The organism is Pantoea ananatis PA13 (genome assembly GCF_000233595.1).
Lineage (GTDB): Bacteria > Pseudomonadota > Gammaproteobacteria > Enterobacterales > Enterobacteriaceae > Pantoea > Pantoea ananatis.
On sequence record NC_017553.1, the window covers coordinates 253,519 to 272,743 of the forward strand.

Consider the following 19,225-nt stretch of genomic DNA (forward strand, 5'->3'; position numbering starts at 1 on the left):
TCTGAAAATATGGAATCGCTATGACTTTTTCACGGGAAAACAATCTTCCTCAACGCGGGGCGATGTTGAATGTTCTTCGTCGTTTACATTTTTATATTGGCCTGTTTATTGCGCCCTTTATTTTTGTTGCGGCATTAACCGGCACGCTGTATGTCATCACGCCGCAGTTAGAGAACCTGATTTATAAAGATGCTCTCACCACCAACGCCCAGGGCACTGCAAAGCCGCTTTCCGATCAAATTAGTGCGGCCAGGCGTTATGCCGGTAATGCCCGGATTTATGCCGTAAGGCCCGCTCCGGGCGAACACGACACGACGCGTGTGCAGTTTTCAGAGCCGCAGTCAGGCCCTTCAGAATCGCGTTCTGTTTTTATCGACCCTTATACGCTCGCTGTAAAAGGGGACATGACGGTTTATGGCACCAGCGGCGTATTACCTCTTCGCATGTGGCTCGATCAGGTTCATCGCGGTCTGCTGCTGGGCGATGTTGGCCGTAATTACAGCGAACTGGCGGCGTCATGGTTATGGGTTGCGGCACTGGGTGGCATTCTGCTGTGGCTGGGGACGCGTCCGCGGCGCAAAGTCAGACAGCCGCGTTCTGGCTTTTTATTAACGCGTTCCTGGCATATTACGCTCGGCTTAGTCCTGTCCCTTGGTCTGGTCTTTTTCTCGGTAACGGGATTAACCTGGTCACAGTGGGCAGGTAGTAATATTGATAAAATGCGCAGCGATTTTGGCTGGTTGACGCCTCAGGTCAGAACAGCGCTAAATGGCGATGCACCGTTGGTGGCTGCCGAACATCATGCCACGATGGACGGTATGGCAATGGGCGGCACCCTGCCCAGCATGCCGGGTCATAAGACCGACAAACCCGTTATCCTTAATCAGCCTGATGCTGACTGGGATAGGGTTGAGGCGGCCGCACGTAGCGCAGGTATCAAGGCGGCAAAAATTGAATTACGCCAGCCGAAAGGTGCCGGTCAGGCATGGACAGTGAGTGAGATCGATCGCCGCTGGCCAAGTCAGGTCGATTCGGTTTCCGTTAATCCTGATGACTTCAGCATTGTCGATCACGTGGAGTTTGCCCATTTTCCGCTGGTCGCGAAGCTGACACGCTGGGGCGTGGATGCACATATGGGCGTGCTGTTTGGCCTACCGAACCAACTCATCCTGGCGCTGTTTGGTTCGGGGTTATGTGCGATGATCGTTCTGGGTTATCGCATGTGGTGGATTCGCCGCCCGGCATTACCGCAGGCCAATCCCGCGCAAACGCTGCTGGCAGCATGGCAGGTCTTACCGCGCTATCAGCAGGGGGCCAGCCTGATCCTGGCTCTCGCATTCGGTTATGCGCTGCCGTTGATGGGCGTGAGTTTACTGGCCTTCTTACTGCTTGATATCCAGCGCTGGCGGAAAGCACAGCGTGCTTCACGTCAGGAGGTTGTCACGCCGCTGGATAAGCAGTCTCCATTGGCGATTGTTCAATCCCGATTTGCCGTTAAGCGTAAAGAGATGCGTTATTTCCTGCGCAGCGTGGTCATTTTGGCAATTATTGTGGGAACCGTTATGGCACGCGCCATGGTGAGTGGCGTAATTGAGCAATACAATATTCCGTTCAGCGACTGGACGATAATGATGTATATCACTCAGGCCATGATGATTCTGCTTTATACCACCGTATTTACCGGCTTAATGTCGATTCCACTCTGGTATTTTTTCCTGGGTGAAAGTGACGAGCAGGGCAAGTAATAAAAAATGCCCGCATTATGCGGGCGTTTGATGAATCAGAATGCATGCTAAGCCGTGTCTTTAATCATGATGGATATCGTGAACGCGTTGCAACGCGTGTTTTAACTGGCTGACATCCTCTTTTAACCAGTGCCGTTGCGCCAGAGGCAGATGATCCAGTCCTTCGGGAAGCGGCACACCCTCTAACGCCCCCTCATTACAAAGCGCCCTGACCAGAGTTGCCTGCGAAACCCCTAGATAGGCTGCCATTTCAGATAATGTCATACGATCTGAGTGCATTTTTCACCTCCTGATCTTCACTTGCTGATGCATTTTTGTTCAGGCCTCCCCCGGCTATATTGATCTCAAACAGGTTTGGGCATAAAACAGTTGAAAGTGAATAAAGTTGCTAAGCTGGTAACTCAGATCCTAAAAACAGGGATAAGACTGTGCAACGTTATGGATTGATGGCGCTTTTGCTCGTTTCCTGCTGGGCCAGCGCACATGACATCGTCATCGGGCAGCCCCTTCCGTCGGTTTTTATTGCGGATAAAGGTGAAATGCGGCTGGATAGCGGCAAGGTTAACTATCAAAAATGGAACAGCCTGTCTCTTCCGGGTCGGACACGTTTAGTTATTCATGTTGCAGGACGATTGTCGGCCAAAGAGCAATCCGCCCCGCTTATTGCGGCCCTGCAGCGCGCCAACCTGCCACAAGACCGGTTCCAGACCACAACCATCGTGAATACAGATGATACTTTGCCTGGCAGCAGTCTGTTTGTGATTAACAGTATCCGCTCCAGTAAAAAAGCCTCACCATGGCAACAATTTATTATCGACAGTAGCGGCGTGGCACAACATCGCTGGCAGCTTAAGCCAGAAGGTGCCGCTGTCATCGTGCTGGACCCTGATGGTCAGGTAAAGTTTGCGAAAGACACGGCGCTCAGTGCGGATGATGTTTCTCAGGTCATTGCAACATTACGTGCGCTGACAGGCTGATCCTGGCAACCCGGTAAAGGTACCGCACGGTCTGCCAATCCGACGGAGGTTTATGAATTTTCCACCTTTTCCACAAGCTCAACTAGTATTAACGATGTGGATTTAGCAAAAAAAACCTGTAACCCTAAATGTAAAATAACGGGTAAGCCTGCCAACCATGTTATGGCAGATTAAGCGTCTTTTTGAAGGGCACCGCATCTTTCGCGTTGCCGTAAATGTATCCGTTTATAAGGACAGCCCGAATGACGGTCTGCGCAAAAAAACACGTTCATCTCACTCGCGATGCTGCGGAGCAGTTACTGGCTGATATTGATCGACGCCTTGATCAGTTATTGCCCGTGGAGGGAGAACGGGATGTTGTGGGTGCCGCGATGCGTGAAGGTGCGCTGGCACCGGGAAAACGTATTCGCCCCATGTTGCTGTTGCTGACCGCCCGCGATCTGGGTTGCGCTGTCAGCCATGACGGATTACTGGATTTGGCCTGTGCGGTGGAAATGGTCCACGCGGCTTCGCTGATCCTTGACGATATGCCCTGCATGGACGATGCGAAGCTGCGGCGCGGACGCCCTACCATTCATTCTCATTACGGAGAGCATGTGGCAATACTGGCGGCGGTTGCCTTGCTGAGTAAAGCCTTTGGCGTAATTGCCGATGCAGATGGCCTCACGCCGCTGGCAAAAAATCGGGCGGTTTCTGAACTGTCAAACGCCATCGGCATGCAAGGATTGGTTCAGGGTCAGTTCAAGGACCTGTCTGAAGGGGATAAGCCGCGCAGCGCTGAAGCTATTTTGATGACGAATCACTTTAAAACCAGCACGCTGTTTTGTGCCTCCATGCAGATGGCCTCGATTGTTGCGAATGCCTCCAGCGAAGCGCGTGATTGCCTGCATCGTTTTTCACTTGATCTTGGTCAGGCATTTCAACTGCTGGACGATTTGACCGATGGCATGACCGACACCGGTAAAGATAGCAATCAGGACGCCGGTAAATCGACGCTGGTCAATCTGTTAGGCCCGAGGGCGGTTGAAGAACGTCTGAGACAACATCTTCATCTTGCCAGTGAGCATCTCTCTGCGGCCTGCCAACACGGGCACGCCACTCAACATTTTATTCAGGCCTGGTTTGACAAAAAACTCGCTGCCGTCAGTTAAGGATGCTGCATGAGCCATTTCGCGGCGATCGCACCGCCTTTTTACAGCCATGTTCGCGCATTACAGAATCTCGCTCAGGAACTGGTCGCGCGCGGTCATCGGGTGACCTTTATTCAGCAATACGATATTAAACACTTGATCGATAGCGAAACCATTGGATTTCATGCCGTCGGGACAGACAGCCATCCCCCCGGCGCGTTAACGCGCGTGCTACACCTGGCGGCTCATCCTCTGGGGCCGTCAATGCTGAAGCTCATCAATGAAATGGCGCGCACCACCGATATGCTGTGCCGCGAACTCCCTCGGGCATTTAACGATCTGGCGATAGATGGCGTCATTGTTGATCAAATGGAACCGGCAGGCGCGCTCGTTGCTGAAGCACTGGGACTGCCGTTTATCTCTGTCGCCTGCGCGCTGCCTCTCAATCGTGAACCGGATATGCCCCTGGCGGTTATGCCTTTCGAATACGGGACCAGCGACGCGGCTCGCGAACGTTATGCTGCCAGTGAAAAAATTTATGACTGGCTAATGCGTCGTCATGACCGCGTCATTGCCGAACACAGCCACAGAATGGGCTTAGCCCCCCGGCAAAAGCTCCACCAGTGTTTTTCGCCACTGGCGCAAATCAGCCAGCTTGTTCCTGAACTGGATTTTCCCCGCAAAGCGTTACCGGCTTGTTTTCATGCCGTCGGGCCTCTGCGCGAAACGTACGCACCGTCAACGTCTTCATCCCGTTATTTTACATCCTCAGAAAAACCCAGGATTTTCGCCTCGCTGGGCACGCTTCAGGGGCATCGTTATGGGCTGTTTAAAACGATAGTGAAAGCCTGTGAAGAAATTGACGGTCAGCTCCTGTTAGCCCACTGTGGTCGTCTTACGGACTCTCAGAGTGAAGAACTGGCGCGAAGCCGTCATACACAGGTGGTGGATTTTGCCGATCAGTCAGCCGCGCTGTCACAGGCGCAGCTGGCGATCACCCACGGCGGAATGAATACGGTACTGGACGCGATTAATTACCGGACGCCCCTTTTAGCGCTTCCACTGGCCTTTGATCAGCCCGGCGTCGCGTCACGCATCGTTTATCACGGCATCGGCAAGCGTGCTTCCCGCTTTACCACCAGCCATGCTTTGGCTCGTCAGATGCGTTCATTGCTGACCAACCTCGACTTTCAGCAGCGCATGGCGAAAATCCAGACCGCCCTTCGTTTGGCAGGGGGCACCATGGCCGCTGCCGATATCATTGAGCAGGTTATGCGCACCGGTCAGCCTGTCTTAAGTGGGAGCGGCTATGCAACCGCATTATGATCTGATTCTCGTGGGGGCTGGACTCGCGAATGGCCTTATCGCCCTGCGTCTTCAGCAGCAGCAACCTGATATGCGTATTTTGCTTATCGACGCCGCACCCCAGGCGGGCGGGAATCATACGTGGTCATTTCACCACGATGATTTGACTGAGAGCCAACATCGCTGGATAGCTCCGCTGGTGGTTCATCACTGGCCCGACTATCAGGTGCGCTTTCCCACACGCCGTCGTAAGCTGAACAGCGGCTACTTCTGTATTACTTCTCAGCGTTTCGCTGAGGTTTTACAGCGACAGTTTGGCCCGCACTTGTGGATGGATACCGCGGTCGCAGAGGTTAATGCGGAATCTGTTCGGTTGAAAAAGGGTCAGGTTATCGGTGCACGCGCGGTGATTGACGGGCGGGGTTATGCGGCAAACTCAGCACTGAGCGTGGGCTTCCAGGCGTTTATTGGCCAGGAATGGCGATTGAGCCAACCGCATGGTTTATCGTCTCCCATTATCATGGATGCCACGGTCGATCAGCAAAATGGTTATCGCTTCGTGTACAGCCTGCCGCTCTCGCCGACCAGATTGTTAATTGAAGACACGCACTATATCGATAATGCGACATTAGATCCTGAACGCGCGCGGCAAAATATTTGCGACTATGCCGCGCAACAGGGTTGGCAGCTTCAGACATTGCTGCGTGAAGAACAGGGCGCCTTACCCATCACCCTGTCGGGCAATGCCGAGGCATTCTGGCAGCAGCGCCCCCTGGCCTGTAGTGGATTACGTGCCGGTCTGTTCCATCCTACCACCGGCTATTCACTGCCGCTGGCGGTTGCCGTGGCCGACCGCCTGAGCGCACTTGATGTCTTTACGTCGGCCTCAATTCACCAGGCCATTACGCATTTTGCCCGCGAGCGCTGGCAGCAGCAGCGCTTTTTTCGCATGTTGAATCGCATGCTGTTTTTAGCCGGACCCGCCGATTCACGCTGGCGGGTTATGCAGCGTTTTTATGGTTTACCTGAAGATTTAATTGCCCGTTTTTATGCGGGAAAACTCACGCTGACCGATCGGCTACGTATTCTGAGCGGCAAGCCGCCTGTTCCGGTATTAGCAGCATTGCAAGCCATTATGACGACTCATCGTTAAAGAGCGACTACATGAAACCAACTACGGTAATTGGTGCAGGCTTCGGTGGCCTGGCACTGGCAATTCGTCTACAGGCTGCGGGGATCCCCGTCTTACTGCTTGAACAACGTGATAAACCCGGCGGTCGGGCTTATGTCTACGAGGATCAGGGGTTTACCTTTGATGCAGGCCCGACGGTTATCACCGATCCCAGTGCCATTGAAGAACTGTTTGCACTGGCAGGAAAACAGTTAAAAGAGTATGTCGAACTGCTGCCGGTTACGCCGTTTTACCGCCTGTGTTGGGAGTCAGGGAAGGTCTTTAATTACGATAACGATCAAACCCGGCTCGAAGCGCAGATTCAGCAGTTTAATCCCCGCGATGTCGAAGGTTATCGTCAGTTTCTGGACTATTCACGCGCGGTGTTTAAAGAAGGCTATCTGAAGCTCGGTACTGTCCCTTTTTTATCGTTCAGAGACATGCTTCGCGCCGCACCTCAACTGGCGAAACTGCAGGCATGGAGAAGCGTTTACAGTAAGGTTGCCAGTTACATCGAAGATGAACATCTGCGCCAGGCGTTTTCTTTCCACTCGCTGTTGGTGGGCGGCAATCCCTTCGCCACCTCATCCATTTATACGTTGATACACGCGCTGGAACGTGAGTGGGGCGTCTGGTTTCCGCGTGGCGGCACCGGCGCATTAGTTCAGGGGATGATAAAGCTGTTTCAGGATCTGGGTGGCGAACTCGTGTTAAACGCCAGAGTCAGCCATATGGAAACGACAGGAAACAAGATTGAAGCCGTGCATTTAGAGGACGGTCGCAGGTTCCTGACGCAAGCCGTCGCGTCAAATGCAGATGTGGTTCATACCTATCGCGACCTGTTAAGCCAGCACCCTGCCGCGGTTAAGCAGTCCAACAAACTGCAGACTAAGCGTATGAGTAACTCTCTGTTTGTGCTCTATTTTGGTTTGAATCACCATCATGATCAGCTCGCGCATCACACGGTTTGTTTCGGCCCGCGTTACCGCGAACTGATTGACGAGATTTTTAATCATGATGGCCTCGCAGAAGACTTCTCACTTTATCTGCACGCGCCCTGTGTCACGGATTCGTCACTGGCGCCTGAAGGTTGCGGCAGTTACTATGTGTTGGCGCCGGTGCCGCATTTAGGCACCGCGAACCTCGACTGGACGGTTGAGGGGCCAAAACTACGCGACCGTATTTTTGAGTACCTTGAGCAGCATTACATGCCTGGCTTACGGAGTCAGCTGGTCACGCACCGGATGTTTACGCCGTTTGATTTTCGCGACCAGCTTAATGCCTATCAGGGCTCAGCCTTTTCTGTGGAGCCCGTTCTTACCCAGAGCGCCTGGTTTCGGCCGCATAACCGCGATAAAACCATTACTAATCTCTACCTGGTCGGCGCAGGCACGCATCCCGGCGCAGGCATTCCTGGCGTCATCGGCTCGGCAAAAGCGACAGCAGGTTTGATGCTGGAGGATCTGATTTGAATAATCCGTCGTTACTCAATCATGCGGTCGAAACGATGGCAGTTGGCTCGAAAAGTTTTGCGACAGCCTCAAAGTTATTTGATGCAAAAACCCGGCGCAGCGTACTGATGCTCTACGCCTGGTGCCGCCATTGTGACGATGTTATTGACGATCAGACGCTGGGCTTCCAGGCCCGGCAGCCAGCCTTACAAACGCCCGAACAACGTCTGATGCAACTTGAGATGAAAACGCGCCAGGCCTATGCAGGATCGCAGATGCACGAACCGGCGTTTGCGGCTTTTCAGGAAGTGGCTATGGCCCATGATATCGCCCCGGCTTACGCGTTTGATCATCTGGAAGGCTTCGCCATGGATGTACGCGAAGCGCAATACAGCCAACTGGACGATACGCTGCGCTATTGCTATCACGTTGCAGGCGTTGTCGGCTTGATGATGGCGCAAATCATGGGCGTACGGGATAACGCCACGCTGGACCGCGCCTGTGACCTTGGGCTGGCATTTCAGTTGACCAATATTGCTCGCGATATTGTGGACGATGCACATGCGGGCCGCTGTTATCTGCCGGCAAGCTGGCTGGAGCATGAAGGTCTGAACAAAGAGAATTATGCGGCACCTGAAAACCGTCAGGCGCTGAGCCGTATCGCCCGTCGTTTGGTGCAGGAAGCAGAACCTTACTATTTGTCTGCCACAGCGGGCCTGGCTGGGTTGCCCCTGCGTTCGGCCTGGGCAATCGCTACGGCGAAGCAGGTTTACCGGAAAATAGGTGTCAAAGTTGAACAGGCCGGTCAGCAAGCCTGGGATCAGCGGCAGTCAACGACCACGCCCGAAAAATTAACGCTGCTGCTGGCCGCCTCTGGTCAGGCCCTTACTTCCCGGATGCGGGCTCATCCTCCCCGCCCTGCGCATCTCTGGCAGCGCCCGCTCTAGCGCCATGTCTTTCCCGGAGCGTCGCCTGAAGTTTTGACAGGGGCGGCGCATAGAGGAAGCCAAAAGAAACACAACCTTCTTTGCCCCTGACGGCGTGATGCATACGGTGCGCCATATACAACCGTTTGAGGTAGCCCTTGCGTGGAATATAGCGGAATGGCCAACGTTGATGCACCAGCCCGTCGTGCACCATAAAATAGAGTAATCCATACGCCGTCATACCTGCGCCAATCCACTGGAGCGGCCACATTCCTGTACTGCCCAGATAAATCAGCAGGATCGATAATGCAGCAAAAACCACGGCATAAAGATCGTTAACTTCAAACGCACCTTTACGCGGTTCATGATGTGAAAGATGCCATCCCCAACCCCAGCCGTGCATGATGTATTTGTGTGCCAGTGCAGCAACCACTTCCATGCCAATCACGGTAACGAAAACGATCAGGGCATTCCAAATCCACAACATAATTTCTCCGGTAGAGACGTCTGGCAGCAGGCTTAAGGATTCAATTTTAACAGAGATTAGCCGATCTGGCGGCGGGAAGGGAAAAAGGCGCGCCAGAAAGGCGCGCCAGGGATCAGAAGTCGGCTTTCAGAACCACACGGTAGTTGGCTTTACCTGCACGAACATGGTCCAGTGCATCGTTGATTTTCGACATCGGGAAGTACTCCACTGTCGGCGCAATATCTGTACGGCCAGCCAGCTTCAGCAGTGAACGCAGCTGCGCAGGTGAACCGGTTGAAGAACCCGTCACGGCGCGGTCGCCTAAAATCAGGCTGAAAGCCGGCACGTCAAACGGCTTCAGTACGGCACCCACGGTATGGAACTTACCGCGAGGCGCCAGGGCCGCAAAGTAGGGTTGCCAGTCGAGATCGACGGCGACCGTGCTGATAATCAGGTCAAACTGGCCCGCCAGGCTTTTTAAAGCTTCCGGATCGCGGCTGTTCACCACATGATCGGCGCCCATGTCCAGAATAGCCTGCTTCTTATTGGCCGAAGAACTGAACGCCGTCACTTCTGCGCCCATCGCGTGCAGAATCTTTATGGCGATGTGGCCCAGACCACCAATACCGATCACGCCGACGCGGCTCATCGCGGTAATGTTATGCATAAGTAAGGGTTTAAAGACGGTAATCCCACCACACAGCAGAGGGCCGGCCGTGGCCGCATCCAGCTTTTCAGGTAATGGGATAACCCACTGCCAGTTGGCGCGCAGTTTGTCAGCAAAGCCCCCATTGTTGCCAATCGTGGTTGTGGTGCCATTGGCGCAGTTGACGTGATCGCCGCTGATGCAGGGATCGCAATGCTGGCAGCTCTTGGCTGTCCAGCCGATGCCCACGCGCTGTCCCACTTTCAGGCCTTTCGTTTTGGCACTTTCGCCAAGCGCAGCCACGCGTCCAATCACTTCATGACCGGCAACAACGGGATATGCGGAAATTCCCCATTCGTTATCGATCATCGACAGATCTGAGTGGCATACGCCGCAGTATTCAACTTCAACTTCTACATCTTCAGCGTCTAACGGGCCGGGATCATAGTCGTAACGCTCCAGTGCTTGTCCCGCCTGCATGGCTGCGTAACTCTTAATTGTCATTCTGTACCTCATTTAACGCGTTGTTTTGGCGGTCAGCGTATTTGCAACTGTCACGAACTGACCGCCGCCAAGATGATGTAAAGTGTGTAGCGCTGAATTGCTGTCATCGAAATGCCAGCGACCGTCGTAAAAAACCCGATTGTCTGCCGCAGCGGTGACCACTTCACCAAACAGCGTGTCGTACGCCTGCTGCGCTTCGGTTTCAGGTAACAGACGGCATTCCATCCACGCTACACAACTCTCCTCCAACAGAGGCACACCGAAGTGTTGACTCTCGCTGGCCTGAATATCAAAAGCCGCAAATTTATCCTGATCGCGCCCGGTCGTGCTGCCAACGGCATAAACCAGATCGACAAATTGCGCGGCAGGGACACAAATACCAAATGCACCACTGGCTTCAATCAGCTCACGTGACCAGGTCGATTTATCCACAATAATCGCTACCCGCGGCGGCGAAAATTCGACGGGAACGGACCAGGCTGCGGCCATGATGTTGCGACGCTGTGACTGACTATCCCGACTGGTTATTAATATAGTCGGTCCGTGGTTCAGCAAACGGCTTGCGTGTTCCAGCGCGACAGGACGAAAGTGCGACATTCGAAAATCCTTAATGACTGGGTCAGGCAATATAACGCCAGTACACCGGGTTTGCAGGTTGATGAACCCGGTACTCTAGCGGTTTTTATCTCAGATGAACTTGCCGCTTTGTGCCTTAGCTTGACAAAATAGTGTTTAATATCATGATTTAACAATCTTGAAATTTTAAACAGGTTGCACGACAAGCGGAACCGCTGAAGGGATAATTTTAGTTCGGTTTGGTATGAAAGATGAGAAATAAGACTAATCCTTATCAGTCTGCATTCACGACTGCTGGCAGGATCACCTGGCAGAATAAGCGTAAGTTTGTCACAGTCAGTGAAGCAGAATTTTAACCATCGTAACGGGAGTTGCTATGAACAATGACAAGCTACAGGCTGAACCTCTTGTCTGGGGACAAGGTCCACAGGTGTTTGAGGTTTTTATCGAACCCACCTGCCCTTTCTCTGTACGCGCGTTTAACAAATTCGATGCGCTGTTAGAGCAGGTTGGTGAAGATAAAATGACACTCAAAATTCATCTTCAGTCGCAGCCCTGGCACATGTACTCTGGCGTAATCGTGCGCTACATCCTCGCGGCATCGGTAGAAAGTAAAGCGGCGGCTAAAGCGGTTCTGCAGGCCGTTGCCGATCATCGGGAAGCCTTTGAGTTTACAGACCATTGTCGTGGTCCAAACCGAGACGTTACGCCTAATCAGCTTCTCGCCAGACTCAGAGAGTACAGCGGCGTCGATGCTTATGCGGCATTTGACCGGCCTGATTTGCAAAACCTGATCAAATGGCACTGTAAATATGCCCGCCAGAACGGTATTCATGTTTCACCTACCTTTATGATTAATGGCCTGGTACAGCCCGATATCGGCAGTGGTGATACGGTTGATGAGTGGGCAAAACGTATTCTGGCCTGACAGACTTGCTGCCCAAAACCAGCCATTCAGGCCCTGCTGTAAAAGGACTTAATATGACGATGACGCTTGAACAGATTAAAACGAAATACCCTGACGCGCTGGCCTGGTCGTTTGGCGATTCACCCGATCTGGCCAATGAACTGGCCACGTTGGTCCTTACCGGCAAAAAAATCGCCACCTGCAGTTCTCTGCAAGGCTGGTATGAAGATGACGTGAAACCGCAACCCGGCGGCTATAGCATCATCTTAAACGGCGCGGATAATCCGGTTTGCGTCATCAGGACGACGGGGCTGTTTGTGACACGCTTCGATCGCGTTACGCCGGAGATGGCCATGATGGAAGGCGAAGGTGACCTGAGCCTTGAGTACTGGCAGCGTGAACATCAACGCTTTTTTCAGCGTAACGGTGGATTTAGCACTGAAATGGAACTGATATTTGAGACCTTTCAACTTGTTGAAGTCATCTGAATCAGCCGTTAATCCGCACGCTATCCGGATTAACGGCCTAAATCGCGCAGTGCATACCATAATCAGCCCTGCTCACTCAGTACAGGATCCAGTAGCGAAGTGCCATAGGAGTTATCCACGGTGCAGCGCCACTGGTTATCGCTTTCCAGCCGAAATACATAGGTGGCACGGCGGGTGCTTTCTACGGACTGTCCCTGCCCATCGGGATAGCGCAGCACAGTTTCCATAACCACCAGCGCGGTGCCTGCGCCCTCAATGACCTCCATCCTGCCCTGCTCTACCACCAGCTGATGCTGAAAATAATTTGCAATTGCTTCAAAGGCGCGACGAATGGCTACGCGACCCGTAACGGTCATTCCGGGCTTCACAACCAGGCTGGCATCGGCAGCATAGTGTTTCATCAGGGCATCATAATTACCGGCTGATATCGCCCGGTCGCATAACCTGACAACCTCTAAAACGGGATGGTCATTCATCAGCACTTCCTCACACATAGCGGGTGTGCTAAGTATATCGCCATCAATGTTAAAAAGGAGTTATATATGTTTAGCCATATGGTTGTTGGTACGGATAATATTGAGCAAGCTAAAAAATTCTACGATGCTGTTTTTGCTGTGATCCGTTGCGAAGATCAGGGCATTGATGCCCTGGGTCGCCCTTTTTACGTTAAAAATCACCAGCGTTTTATTATCACTCAGCCCATTAATGGCAAGCCCGCGACCTTTGCCAACGGGGGTACCATTGGCTTTACCATGGCCTCCTCTGAAGACGTTTTCAGCTGGTATCAAAAAGGTCTCGAAAACGGCGGCACTTCGGCTGAAACACCGCCTCATGTCAGAGAGACGGATGGAAGATGCGTCGCCTATCTGCGGGATCCAACCGGCAATAAGCTGTGTGCTTTTTATAATCCGGCATAATTTTTTAACGAATTTGGTGTGCGCCTTGAAGCGCTCCCAAAAGCCGGTGGCGGATGGAGATTAACCTGACAGGGTTTCTGCCTGCGCTTCTACCGATTGCCCTTTCTCCCGGCGCGAGTTTCACGCTGGCGATGAACAGCGCGCTTACGGCTGGCCGCAGGGGGCTGGTGAAAACGCTGCTTGGTACCGCGCTGGGTATTTATACGCATGCTTTGCTGATCGGTCTGGGCCTGTCGACAGCGCTGGTTGCGTCCCCCGCGCTGTTTGCCCTGTTAAAAATAGCTGGCGTACTTTACCTGTTCTGGCTGGGCGGCCTTTTATTTATCACTGGCGTCAGGACCACGGCATTCGTGCTGAAGACAACAGGTAGCGCAATTACCGTTAAAGGTGCGTGGCTGGCTAATGTCGCTAACCCCAAAGCTATCCTGTTTTACCTGACGGTGGTTTCACAGTTTGTTGGCGACAGGGCCGGTATCAATGCCTTTCTGACGCTGGCAACAGTGCACATTGTCGTAATGAGCCTGTGGTTAGCGCTCTTCAGCCAGGCGCTGGTCTTCTCGTCGCAAAAAATCAATCCTGTCGCGCTGAAACGCTACGTCAATATCGGTGGTGGATTACTGCTTATCGGCATTGCCGTACGCACTCTTATCGCCTGACAGGTCTTTCGCCACCGACTCTCATACTTAAACAAGGAATACGGGAAAAATGATGGCACCTGTTCAGCACTGGCATAACGGCGAGTATGCCGTTACGACGGATAAGTCGCAGATGGATATCGGGGCAATACACCGTTACCTCACCCGTTCAAGTTGGGCAGCGGGAATTGATTATGCCACGGTCGCGCGGTCAATTGAAAACAGCCTGAATTTTGGGCTTTTTCATCAGCAGCAGCAGATTGGCCTTGCGCGATTCATTACTGATTACGCCACCTTTGCGTACCTGTGGGATGTCTATGTACTTGAAGAATGCCAGGGCAAAGGACTGGGCGGATGGCTGATCGAATGCTGTCAGTCACATCCCGTGGTTAACACATTGCGCCGGCTGTTGCTCTTCACCTCAACCGCGCCCTGGTTATATCAAAAATTTGGCTACCAGCCGGTAAACGAACCCGACTATGCCTGGACAATCACCCGGCCCGATATTTATCAGGCCAACCGCGATGCCCAGACGTAATCAGCCGCCTGTATTACCGATCTGCAATAATCGCCAGCCGCTGGCAGCCACGCGCCTCCAGGGCCAACGCGGCCTGAGCAGCACGCATGCCACTGGCACAGACCAGAACAATGCGTTTATCCGCGGGCGGCTGCCAGCCGGCAATGTGCTGTGGCAATATCCGCTGTGCATACTGGCTGACACTGACAGGTGCTTCCTCTGTCCTCCGTAGATCCACCACGCAGTCATCGGGGGTCAGCAAAGCAGGATCGATAAACGGGATGCCGGCCTTTTCGGGCTCAGGCGCATTATCGAACCGGAACTGACGCAGTTGCCATGAGACAAAATCACAGTTGATCATGCAGCCCAGTGGTGAGGGCGAAAAGTGCAGCAGAATGCTGAGCGCCATCTGCGCCTGTAAGGCGCCAAGGGTGGCAACCGCCGGGCCCAGCACGCCTGCGGTGTTGCAGTTACCTGAGGCTTTGGGTAATTGTGGGAACAGTGCGCGATAGCTGGGCGCGCCGCCGCAAAAACTGCCTGCATAACCCTGTCGCCCCAGCACCGAAGCGCAAACCAGCGGTAGGTTACGGGCAAAGCAGCTGTCGGAAAGCAGATAAGTCACCGCGAAGTTATCCGCAGCGTCGATAACTAAATCAATATCCACCAGTGCTTCTTCAATACGACTTGCCTGTAACGCTACGGGATGTGCTTCAACCACCGTATCAGGATTACGCTGTGCCAGCGCACGTTGGGCGCAAAACACCTTCGGCTCGCCAATATCGGCAGTCGTAAATAGCGTCTGACGATGCAGGTTATGCAGCGCCACGACGTCGTCGTCATAGAGCCGGATATAACCGATGCCAGCGCCCGCCAGGAGCGGTAATAACGTGGAAGCCAGTCCACCCGCGCCAACCACTAAGACGCGGGCAGCGGACAAAGCCTGCTGCCCCTGCTCGCCCACTTCTGGCAGCATTGTCTGTCGTTGATAACGTGCCATCTCTGCTCCTTAGCGAAATTGCGCCAGGCCGAAAACGGGCGTAGAGGCGGCAGCCATGTCGCGACGCTCCATCATGCCAGCCTGACGTGCCTGATATCCCGCTTCAATGGCGCGCGCAAATGCGCCAGCCATGCGAACCGGATCGCTGGATTTCGCCACGGCGGTATTCAACAGCACAGCATCAAACCCCAATTCCATCGCCTGAGCCGCCTGGCTCGGCGCACCGATCCCGGCATCAATAATCAGTGGAACGTCCTTAAACCAGGCACGCATCGTCCGTAAGCCCTCGATATTGCGTAATCCCTGGCCTGAGCCGATAGGCGCCCCCCACGGCATCAGCACTTCACAGCCCGCGTCCAGCAGTTTCTCGCCCACAATCAGATCTTCTGTGGTGTAAGGGAAAACGTGGAAACCCTCTGCACACAAAATACGTGCTGCTTCGACGAGGGCAAAGGGATCGGGCTGTAAGGTATCGGCATGACCGATCACCTCAAGCTTGATCCAGGACGTGGCAAACAATTCCCGCGCCATATGCGCAGTCGTCACGGCTTCTTTCACCGTGTGGCAGCCTGCGGTATTGGGTAAAACGCGTTTATTTAAGGTTTTCAGGAGATCGCGAAAGGCTCCGCCCTGGCTTCCTTCACGACGCAGACTCACCGTAATAATCTCGGCGCCGGATGCGCCAACGGCCTGTTGCAGAATATCCGGCGAGGGATAACCTGCAGTGCCCAGTAAAAAACGTGACTGTCCGCTAAAGTCATAAAACATCGTTAGCCTCCCTGCATCGGCGATAACACTTCAAGACGACAACCCGCCACAAGCGGCTCTGAGGAATAGCGCTCCCGAGGAACAAATTCGCCATTCACGGCACTGGCGACACAGCCAGCATCGATATGTTGTTCCACGAGTAATTCAGCCAGCGTGCGGGCTTCGGTTTCAATAGCAAGGCCGTTCAGTTCTATTTTCATCGCACTCCCTCGGACGTCAGTTGTTGCATAAGCTTCTCGGCCATCATCGGGGCCAGCAGGAAGCCGTGACGGTACATGCCGTTAATGGAAAAAATGCCATTTTCATAACGCACTTCGGGCAGATTGTGGCGGTAAGCCGGACGCAAACCTGTGCCGCTTTCAATAATGCGTGCTTCGGCGAGGGCGGGATGGATGCTGTAGGCTGCGCTTAACAGTTCCATCATAGCGCGCGCGCTGATTGGGCTGTCATCCTGGCTTTCGACCATGGTCGCGCCCAGCATAAAATGCCCCTGAGCCCTGGGCACCAGATAACAGGGAAAACGCGGGTGCAGCAGGCGAACAGGACGGGAAAACGTTATTTCGTCGGTGTGGAGAATAACCATTTCACCGCGCACGGCACGCAATTCCGGTTGGGATTGCCGGGCATGAATACCCCGGCAATCGATAATTTTCCCGCTGGGTTTACACGGGTGAAACCGGACCCCCGCATTCAGTAAACGCGTTTGTAATTGTTGCATTGCCAGCCGGGGATCAAGATGACCTTCTGCGGCAAAGAACAAGCCACGGGCAAAACGGTCTTCCAGCGCAGGTTCAATCTCTGCCGGCGTCACCCACTGATGTGATGAGGTCATGTTAGCGAAACGCGTTAACTCAGCACTGTCGCGCGGGGGCGCAATCACCAGGGTACCCTGCTGTTCCACGCCGCTGACCCTGGCCGACCACCATGCCGCAGCATACTGACCCCAGTCAACGACCTGCTGTGGCGCACTTTCCGCTTCGCACCAGGGCGCCAGCATACCGCCAGCCCAGTGCGATGCCGCGCGGCAGTCCGGTAAGGTAATGATTTCGACAGGTTCACCTTGCTCCGCCAGTAGCGTGGCGATACACAATCCGGACACGCCGCTGCCGAGCACTGACCAGCGGCTCATTGCCAGCCAACCTGACAGGATAACATCAGAAACAGGATTTTCACTTTGGCCTCTCTGTTAACAGTCAGAGACCCGTGATACAAGAAGGGAAAAAGCATGAGCCCGACAAAAGCAGACTCTGCGGCAAGTATCTGCCTGGGGCAAAGATACCCGTCTTCCTACGCCAGTATCAACTGGGTCAGGTTCTAAGGGTCGCTAAGCCGCGCATTGCGCTATTAGCCTCTCAGTCTCTTTGGCGAGACTCCCCTGACGGGTTCTAGTTTTATTTTAAGCCGCGCCTTACGTCAAGGCTGATGCAGCAATTTGTCGTTAGCGACTAAGGCACATTCAGGTAACGCAGCAGAGCGGTCATACAGGCTGCGCCCAAAATGATGGCGATCAGCGGCGCCCTGCGCCAGGCGAGAAAAATGGCAAACGACACGCCCAGCAGCCTTGCCATCCCGGCAAAATGCTGACCTTCGAACAACGTGGTGGTGGCTGCAACGGCCAGTAACAGTACCGTGGCCGCATCGGATAACACATTTTGCGTGCGCTCACTGACAGGCAACCGGTTACCCAGTTTGACGCCCGCATAACGAATGGCATAGGTTCCGGCAGCCAGCAAGGCAATGCCTGCAACTATCATCGGATGATTCATTTACGCGATCTCCACGTAAGCAGCCCTAACAACGAAAACAGAACAGGCATCCCTGCTGGAACAAATGGCGTGACCGCCAGCGACAGCACGGCGCCGGTAGCAGCAGGAATGCGGGTTCGGGGTTTGCGTAACGCCGGGAAGATGAGTGCGATAAGAATGGCGGGAAACACGGCATCCAGACCGATGACGGAAATATTCGGGATAAACTGGCCAATCGCGGCCCCGAGCATGACGGTGAACGGCCAGATCAATCCGATACCGATGCCGCACAGCCAAAACGCACTGCGGCGTTGAGCCATCTGCGGCTGAGAGATGCCGAACACCACACTTTCATCGTTCATAATGTGACAGCCGAGCGCCCCCCGCCAGCCTCTGCCCACTAAGTCTTTAACCGCAATGCCAAAGGGAAGATGGCGGGCGTTGACCAGCAAACCTGCCGCCGCCGCGGTTAACGGACTGCCACCGCCGGCAACGATGCCAATAAATAAGAATTCCGATGCGCCAGCCAGCACCAGCGTTGATAACGCCAGCGGTACCCAAAACGGAAAGCCATCAGCAGTGGCGAGCGACCCGTAAGACAGGCCGACAATGCCATCTGCGATACAGACCAGAAAAATTGCTTTTATAACGCCTTTATCCAGCGTGAATTTTTTTGCCAGCATCAACATCGAATCCCATAACGAACGATAAATCCATTATAATGAACATCGGATATGCATTACAAGACGAACGATACGTTCATTTTAACGAACAGGAAAAGTGATGAGCACGCCCATTGATATCATTGCCCGAGGTTTAGTAAGAGAACGCCAGCGTGCCGGCCTGACGCTGGCTGAAGTTGCTCGCCGGGCGGGGATTGCAAAATCGACCCTGTCTCAGCTTGAAGCCGGTAACGGCAATCCGGGTATTGAGACGTTGTGGTCGCTGTGTGTCGCGCTCAATATTCCATTTGCACGCCTGATGGAGCCGGAAACGAACCGGTTACAGGTTATTCGCCGCGGAGAAGGCCCCACGGTGGCTGCTGAGCAGGCTGATTACAAAGCCGTCTTACTGGCAACCTGTCCACCGGGCGCACGACGGGATATCTATCTGCTGCACATACAGCCCGGAAGCGAACGCTGCTCACAGCCGCATTCACCGAATACCATCGAACATTTAATTTTGACGCAAGGGCGCGCAGAGGTTGGGCCGGTTGATTCACCCGTTGAGCTTGAGGTAGGCGATTACATCAGCTACCCGGGCGACACTGAGCATATTTTTCGTGCGCTTGAGCCAGATACGCTGGCTGTGCTGGTCATGGAGCATGTGTGAAGGCAGGTTTCCCTGCCTTCGG

The 19,225-nt window shown here is 53.8% G+C and carries 24 protein-coding genes and 1 riboswitch; of the genes, 13 read left to right on the top strand and 11 right to left on the bottom strand.

The window, feature by feature from the left end; all coding sequences use genetic code 11:
• The first annotated feature begins 20 nt into the window (after positions 1 to 20).
• Positions 21 to 1,745 (top strand): DUF2534 family protein, encoded by a 1,725-nt coding sequence (locus PAGR_RS22645; RefSeq protein WP_014604681.1) that lies wholly within the window; start codon positions 21 to 23, stop codon positions 1,743 to 1,745.
• 60 nt (positions 1,746 to 1,805) lie between these two features.
• Here PAGR_RS22645 and PAGR_RS22650 read toward each other — a convergent pair whose 3' ends face one another.
• Positions 1,806 to 2,024: a helix-turn-helix domain-containing protein gene (locus tag PAGR_RS22650; protein ID WP_014604682.1), complete on the bottom strand. Its 219-nt coding sequence runs from the start codon at positions 2,022 to 2,024 to the stop codon at positions 1,806 to 1,808.
• 167 nt (positions 2,025 to 2,191) lie between these two features.
• Between PAGR_RS22650 and PAGR_RS22655 the strand changes: the two genes are divergently transcribed.
• From PAGR_RS22655 to crtB, 6 genes are all read left to right on the top strand, one after another.
• Entirely contained in the window at positions 2,192 to 2,722 is a 531-nt protein-coding gene (locus PAGR_RS22655) for a YtfJ family protein (protein WP_029569638.1), read from the top strand.
• Positions 2,723 to 2,964: 242 nt separating this feature from the next.
• The gene (locus tag PAGR_RS22660) at positions 2,965 to 3,873 is read left to right on the top strand and encodes a polyprenyl synthetase family protein (protein WP_014333254.1); all 909 of its coding nucleotides are present in this window, start codon (positions 2,965 to 2,967) and stop codon (positions 3,871 to 3,873) included.
• A gap of 9 nt (positions 3,874 to 3,882) precedes the next feature.
• Entirely contained in the window at positions 3,883 to 5,178 is a 1,296-nt protein-coding gene (locus tag PAGR_RS22665; RefSeq protein ID WP_014604684.1) for a glycosyltransferase, read from the top strand.
• Complete coding sequence (gene crtY, locus PAGR_RS22670) at positions 5,162 to 6,310, top strand: lycopene beta-cyclase CrtY (RefSeq protein ID WP_014333256.1); 1,149 nt, start codon at positions 5,162 to 5,164, stop codon at positions 6,308 to 6,310. The genes PAGR_RS22665 and crtY overlap by 17 nt, the downstream gene beginning before the upstream one ends.
• A gap of 11 nt (positions 6,311 to 6,321) precedes the next feature.
• Positions 6,322 to 7,800: a phytoene desaturase gene (locus PAGR_RS22675; protein ID WP_014333257.1), complete on the top strand. Its 1,479-nt coding sequence runs from the start codon at positions 6,322 to 6,324 to the stop codon at positions 7,798 to 7,800.
• The gene (crtB, locus tag PAGR_RS22680) at positions 7,797 to 8,726 is read left to right on the top strand and encodes a 15-cis-phytoene synthase CrtB (protein ID WP_013027995.1); all 930 of its coding nucleotides are present in this window, start codon (positions 7,797 to 7,799) and stop codon (positions 8,724 to 8,726) included. Before PAGR_RS22675 ends, crtB begins: the two co-directional genes overlap by 4 nt.
• Here the strand turns inward: crtB and PAGR_RS22685 are convergent.
• The 3 genes from PAGR_RS22685 to PAGR_RS22695 form a co-directional block, all read right to left on the bottom strand.
• Positions 8,665 to 9,192, bottom strand: coding sequence for a sterol desaturase family protein (locus tag PAGR_RS22685; RefSeq protein ID WP_013027996.1), 528 nt, complete (start codon positions 9,190 to 9,192; stop codon positions 8,665 to 8,667). The genes crtB and PAGR_RS22685 overlap by 62 nt on opposite strands.
• Before the next feature lie 112 nt (positions 9,193 to 9,304).
• Positions 9,305 to 10,321, bottom strand: coding sequence for an NADPH-dependent aldehyde reductase Ahr (gene ahr, locus PAGR_RS22690; RefSeq protein WP_014333258.1), 1,017 nt, complete (start codon positions 10,319 to 10,321; stop codon positions 9,305 to 9,307).
• A gap of 12 nt (positions 10,322 to 10,333) precedes the next feature.
• Positions 10,334 to 10,918, bottom strand: coding sequence for a flavin reductase family protein (locus PAGR_RS22695; protein WP_014604685.1), 585 nt, complete (start codon positions 10,916 to 10,918; stop codon positions 10,334 to 10,336).
• Between the two features lie 355 nt (positions 10,919 to 11,273).
• Here PAGR_RS22695 and PAGR_RS22700 point away from each other — a divergent pair, with 355 nt between their 5' ends.
• Together PAGR_RS22700 and PAGR_RS22705 are read left to right on the top strand one after the other, a co-directional pair.
• Positions 11,274 to 11,825, top strand: a complete 552-nt coding sequence (locus PAGR_RS22700; RefSeq protein ID WP_014598224.1) for a DsbA family protein — start codon at positions 11,274 to 11,276, stop codon at positions 11,823 to 11,825.
• A gap of 53 nt (positions 11,826 to 11,878) precedes the next feature.
• Complete coding sequence (locus PAGR_RS22705) at positions 11,879 to 12,292, top strand: ASCH domain-containing protein (protein WP_014333261.1); 414 nt, start codon at positions 11,879 to 11,881, stop codon at positions 12,290 to 12,292.
• Between the two features lie 62 nt (positions 12,293 to 12,354).
• Here PAGR_RS22705 and PAGR_RS22710 read toward each other — a convergent pair whose 3' ends face one another.
• The gene (locus PAGR_RS22710; RefSeq protein ID WP_014604686.1) at positions 12,355 to 12,768 is read right to left on the bottom strand and encodes a YybH family protein; all 414 of its coding nucleotides are present in this window, start codon (positions 12,766 to 12,768) and stop codon (positions 12,355 to 12,357) included.
• A 66-nt stretch (positions 12,769 to 12,834) separates the two neighbouring features.
• Between PAGR_RS22710 and PAGR_RS22715 the strand changes: the two genes are divergently transcribed.
• From PAGR_RS22715 to PAGR_RS22725, 3 genes are read left to right on the top strand one after another with little or no spacing between them, the layout of a single operon-like run.
• Entirely contained in the window at positions 12,835 to 13,209 is a 375-nt protein-coding gene (locus PAGR_RS22715; protein ID WP_014604687.1) for a VOC family protein, read from the top strand.
• A 53-nt stretch (positions 13,210 to 13,262) separates the two neighbouring features.
• Positions 13,263 to 13,865 carry a LysE family translocator gene (locus tag PAGR_RS22720; RefSeq protein WP_014604688.1) on the top strand — a complete coding sequence of 201 codons (603 nt, stop codon included), beginning with the start codon at positions 13,263 to 13,265 and terminating at the stop codon, positions 13,863 to 13,865.
• A gap of 49 nt (positions 13,866 to 13,914) precedes the next feature.
• Positions 13,915 to 14,382 (top strand): GNAT family N-acetyltransferase, encoded by a 468-nt coding sequence (locus PAGR_RS22725; RefSeq protein WP_014604689.1) that lies wholly within the window; start codon positions 13,915 to 13,917, stop codon positions 14,380 to 14,382.
• 13 nt (positions 14,383 to 14,395) lie between these two features.
• On the opposite strand, the gene PAGR_RS22730 is transcribed toward PAGR_RS22725, so the two are convergent.
• From PAGR_RS22730 to PAGR_RS22755, 6 genes are all read right to left on the bottom strand, one after another.
• The gene (locus PAGR_RS22730) at positions 14,396 to 15,358 is read right to left on the bottom strand and encodes a HesA/MoeB/ThiF family protein (protein ID WP_014604690.1); all 963 of its coding nucleotides are present in this window, start codon (positions 15,356 to 15,358) and stop codon (positions 14,396 to 14,398) included.
• Positions 15,359 to 15,367: 9 nt separating this feature from the next.
• The gene (locus tag PAGR_RS22735) at positions 15,368 to 16,126 is read right to left on the bottom strand and encodes a thiazole synthase (RefSeq protein ID WP_013028007.1); all 759 of its coding nucleotides are present in this window, start codon (positions 16,124 to 16,126) and stop codon (positions 15,368 to 15,370) included.
• A 2-nt stretch (positions 16,127 to 16,128) separates the two neighbouring features.
• Positions 16,129 to 16,326 carry a sulfur carrier protein ThiS gene (thiS, locus tag PAGR_RS22740; RefSeq protein WP_013028008.1) on the bottom strand — a complete coding sequence of 66 codons (198 nt, stop codon included), beginning with the start codon at positions 16,324 to 16,326 and terminating at the stop codon, positions 16,129 to 16,131.
• Positions 16,323 to 17,255, bottom strand: a complete 933-nt coding sequence (locus PAGR_RS22745) for an FAD-dependent oxidoreductase (protein WP_014604691.1) — start codon at positions 17,253 to 17,255, stop codon at positions 16,323 to 16,325. The genes thiS and PAGR_RS22745 overlap by 4 nt, the downstream gene beginning before the upstream one ends.
• 138 nt (positions 17,256 to 17,393) lie before the next feature.
• Positions 17,394 to 17,513: riboswitch (TPP riboswitch) on the bottom strand.
• Between the two features lie 58 nt (positions 17,514 to 17,571).
• The gene (locus PAGR_RS22750; RefSeq protein WP_014604692.1) at positions 17,572 to 17,892 is read right to left on the bottom strand and encodes an AzlD domain-containing protein; all 321 of its coding nucleotides are present in this window, start codon (positions 17,890 to 17,892) and stop codon (positions 17,572 to 17,574) included.
• Complete coding sequence (locus PAGR_RS22755; protein ID WP_014604693.1) at positions 17,889 to 18,560, bottom strand: AzlC family ABC transporter permease; 672 nt, start codon at positions 18,558 to 18,560, stop codon at positions 17,889 to 17,891. The genes PAGR_RS22750 and PAGR_RS22755 overlap by 4 nt, the downstream gene beginning before the upstream one ends.
• Before the next feature lie 94 nt (positions 18,561 to 18,654).
• Between PAGR_RS22755 and PAGR_RS22760 the strand changes: the two genes are divergently transcribed.
• Entirely contained in the window at positions 18,655 to 19,203 is a 549-nt protein-coding gene (locus PAGR_RS22760; RefSeq protein ID WP_014604694.1) for a helix-turn-helix domain-containing protein, read from the top strand.
• Positions 19,204 to 19,225: the final 22 nt, after the last annotated feature.

What these genes read in the sequence shown, in the direction of transcription:
- PAGR_RS22755 (WP_014604693.1), bottom strand. Translation starts at nt 18,560, where the DNA reads ATGTTGATGCTGGCAAAAAAATTCACGCTGGATAAAGGCGTTATAAAA.
- PAGR_RS22655 (WP_029569638.1), top strand. Translation starts at nt 2,192, where the DNA reads ATGGCGCTTTTGCTCGTTTCCTGCTGGGCCAGCGCACATGACATCGTC.
- crtY (WP_014333256.1), top strand. Translation starts at nt 5,162, where the DNA reads ATGCAACCGCATTATGATCTGATTCTCGTGGGGGCTGGACTCGCGAAT.
- PAGR_RS22715 (WP_014604687.1), top strand. Translation starts at nt 12,835, where the DNA reads ATGTTTAGCCATATGGTTGTTGGTACGGATAATATTGAGCAAGCTAAA.
- thiS (WP_013028008.1), bottom strand. Translation starts at nt 16,326, where the DNA reads ATGAAAATAGAACTGAACGGCCTTGCTATTGAAACCGAAGCCCGCACG.
- PAGR_RS22735 (WP_013028007.1), bottom strand. Translation starts at nt 16,126, where the DNA reads ATGTTTTATGACTTTAGCGGACAGTCACGTTTTTTACTGGGCACTGCA.
- PAGR_RS22645 (WP_014604681.1), top strand. Translation starts at nt 21, where the DNA reads ATGACTTTTTCACGGGAAAACAATCTTCCTCAACGCGGGGCGATGTTG.
- PAGR_RS22720 (WP_014604688.1), top strand. Translation starts at nt 13,263, where the DNA reads ATGGAGATTAACCTGACAGGGTTTCTGCCTGCGCTTCTACCGATTGCC.
- PAGR_RS22650 (WP_014604682.1), bottom strand. Translation starts at nt 2,024, where the DNA reads ATGCACTCAGATCGTATGACATTATCTGAAATGGCAGCCTATCTAGGG.
- PAGR_RS22725 (WP_014604689.1), top strand. Translation starts at nt 13,915, where the DNA reads ATGATGGCACCTGTTCAGCACTGGCATAACGGCGAGTATGCCGTTACG.
- PAGR_RS22750 (WP_014604692.1), bottom strand. Translation starts at nt 17,892, where the DNA reads ATGAATCATCCGATGATAGTTGCAGGCATTGCCTTGCTGGCTGCCGGA.
- PAGR_RS22705 (WP_014333261.1), top strand. Translation starts at nt 11,879, where the DNA reads ATGACGATGACGCTTGAACAGATTAAAACGAAATACCCTGACGCGCTG.
- PAGR_RS22660 (WP_014333254.1), top strand. Translation starts at nt 2,965, where the DNA reads ATGACGGTCTGCGCAAAAAAACACGTTCATCTCACTCGCGATGCTGCG.
- PAGR_RS22745 (WP_014604691.1), bottom strand. Translation starts at nt 17,255, where the DNA reads ATGAGCCGCTGGTCAGTGCTCGGCAGCGGCGTGTCCGGATTGTGTATC.
- PAGR_RS22730 (WP_014604690.1), bottom strand. Translation starts at nt 15,358, where the DNA reads ATGGCACGTTATCAACGACAGACAATGCTGCCAGAAGTGGGCGAGCAG.
- PAGR_RS22760 (WP_014604694.1), top strand. Translation starts at nt 18,655, where the DNA reads ATGAGCACGCCCATTGATATCATTGCCCGAGGTTTAGTAAGAGAACGC.
- PAGR_RS22665 (WP_014604684.1), top strand. Translation starts at nt 3,883, where the DNA reads ATGAGCCATTTCGCGGCGATCGCACCGCCTTTTTACAGCCATGTTCGC.
- PAGR_RS22685 (WP_013027996.1), bottom strand. Translation starts at nt 9,192, where the DNA reads ATGTTGTGGATTTGGAATGCCCTGATCGTTTTCGTTACCGTGATTGGC.
- PAGR_RS22700 (WP_014598224.1), top strand. Translation starts at nt 11,274, where the DNA reads ATGAACAATGACAAGCTACAGGCTGAACCTCTTGTCTGGGGACAAGGT.
- PAGR_RS22695 (WP_014604685.1), bottom strand. Translation starts at nt 10,918, where the DNA reads ATGTCGCACTTTCGTCCTGTCGCGCTGGAACACGCAAGCCGTTTGCTG.
- PAGR_RS22675 (WP_014333257.1), top strand. Translation starts at nt 6,322, where the DNA reads ATGAAACCAACTACGGTAATTGGTGCAGGCTTCGGTGGCCTGGCACTG.
- PAGR_RS22710 (WP_014604686.1), bottom strand. Translation starts at nt 12,768, where the DNA reads ATGAATGACCATCCCGTTTTAGAGGTTGTCAGGTTATGCGACCGGGCG.
- ahr (WP_014333258.1), bottom strand. Translation starts at nt 10,321, where the DNA reads ATGACAATTAAGAGTTACGCAGCCATGCAGGCGGGACAAGCACTGGAG.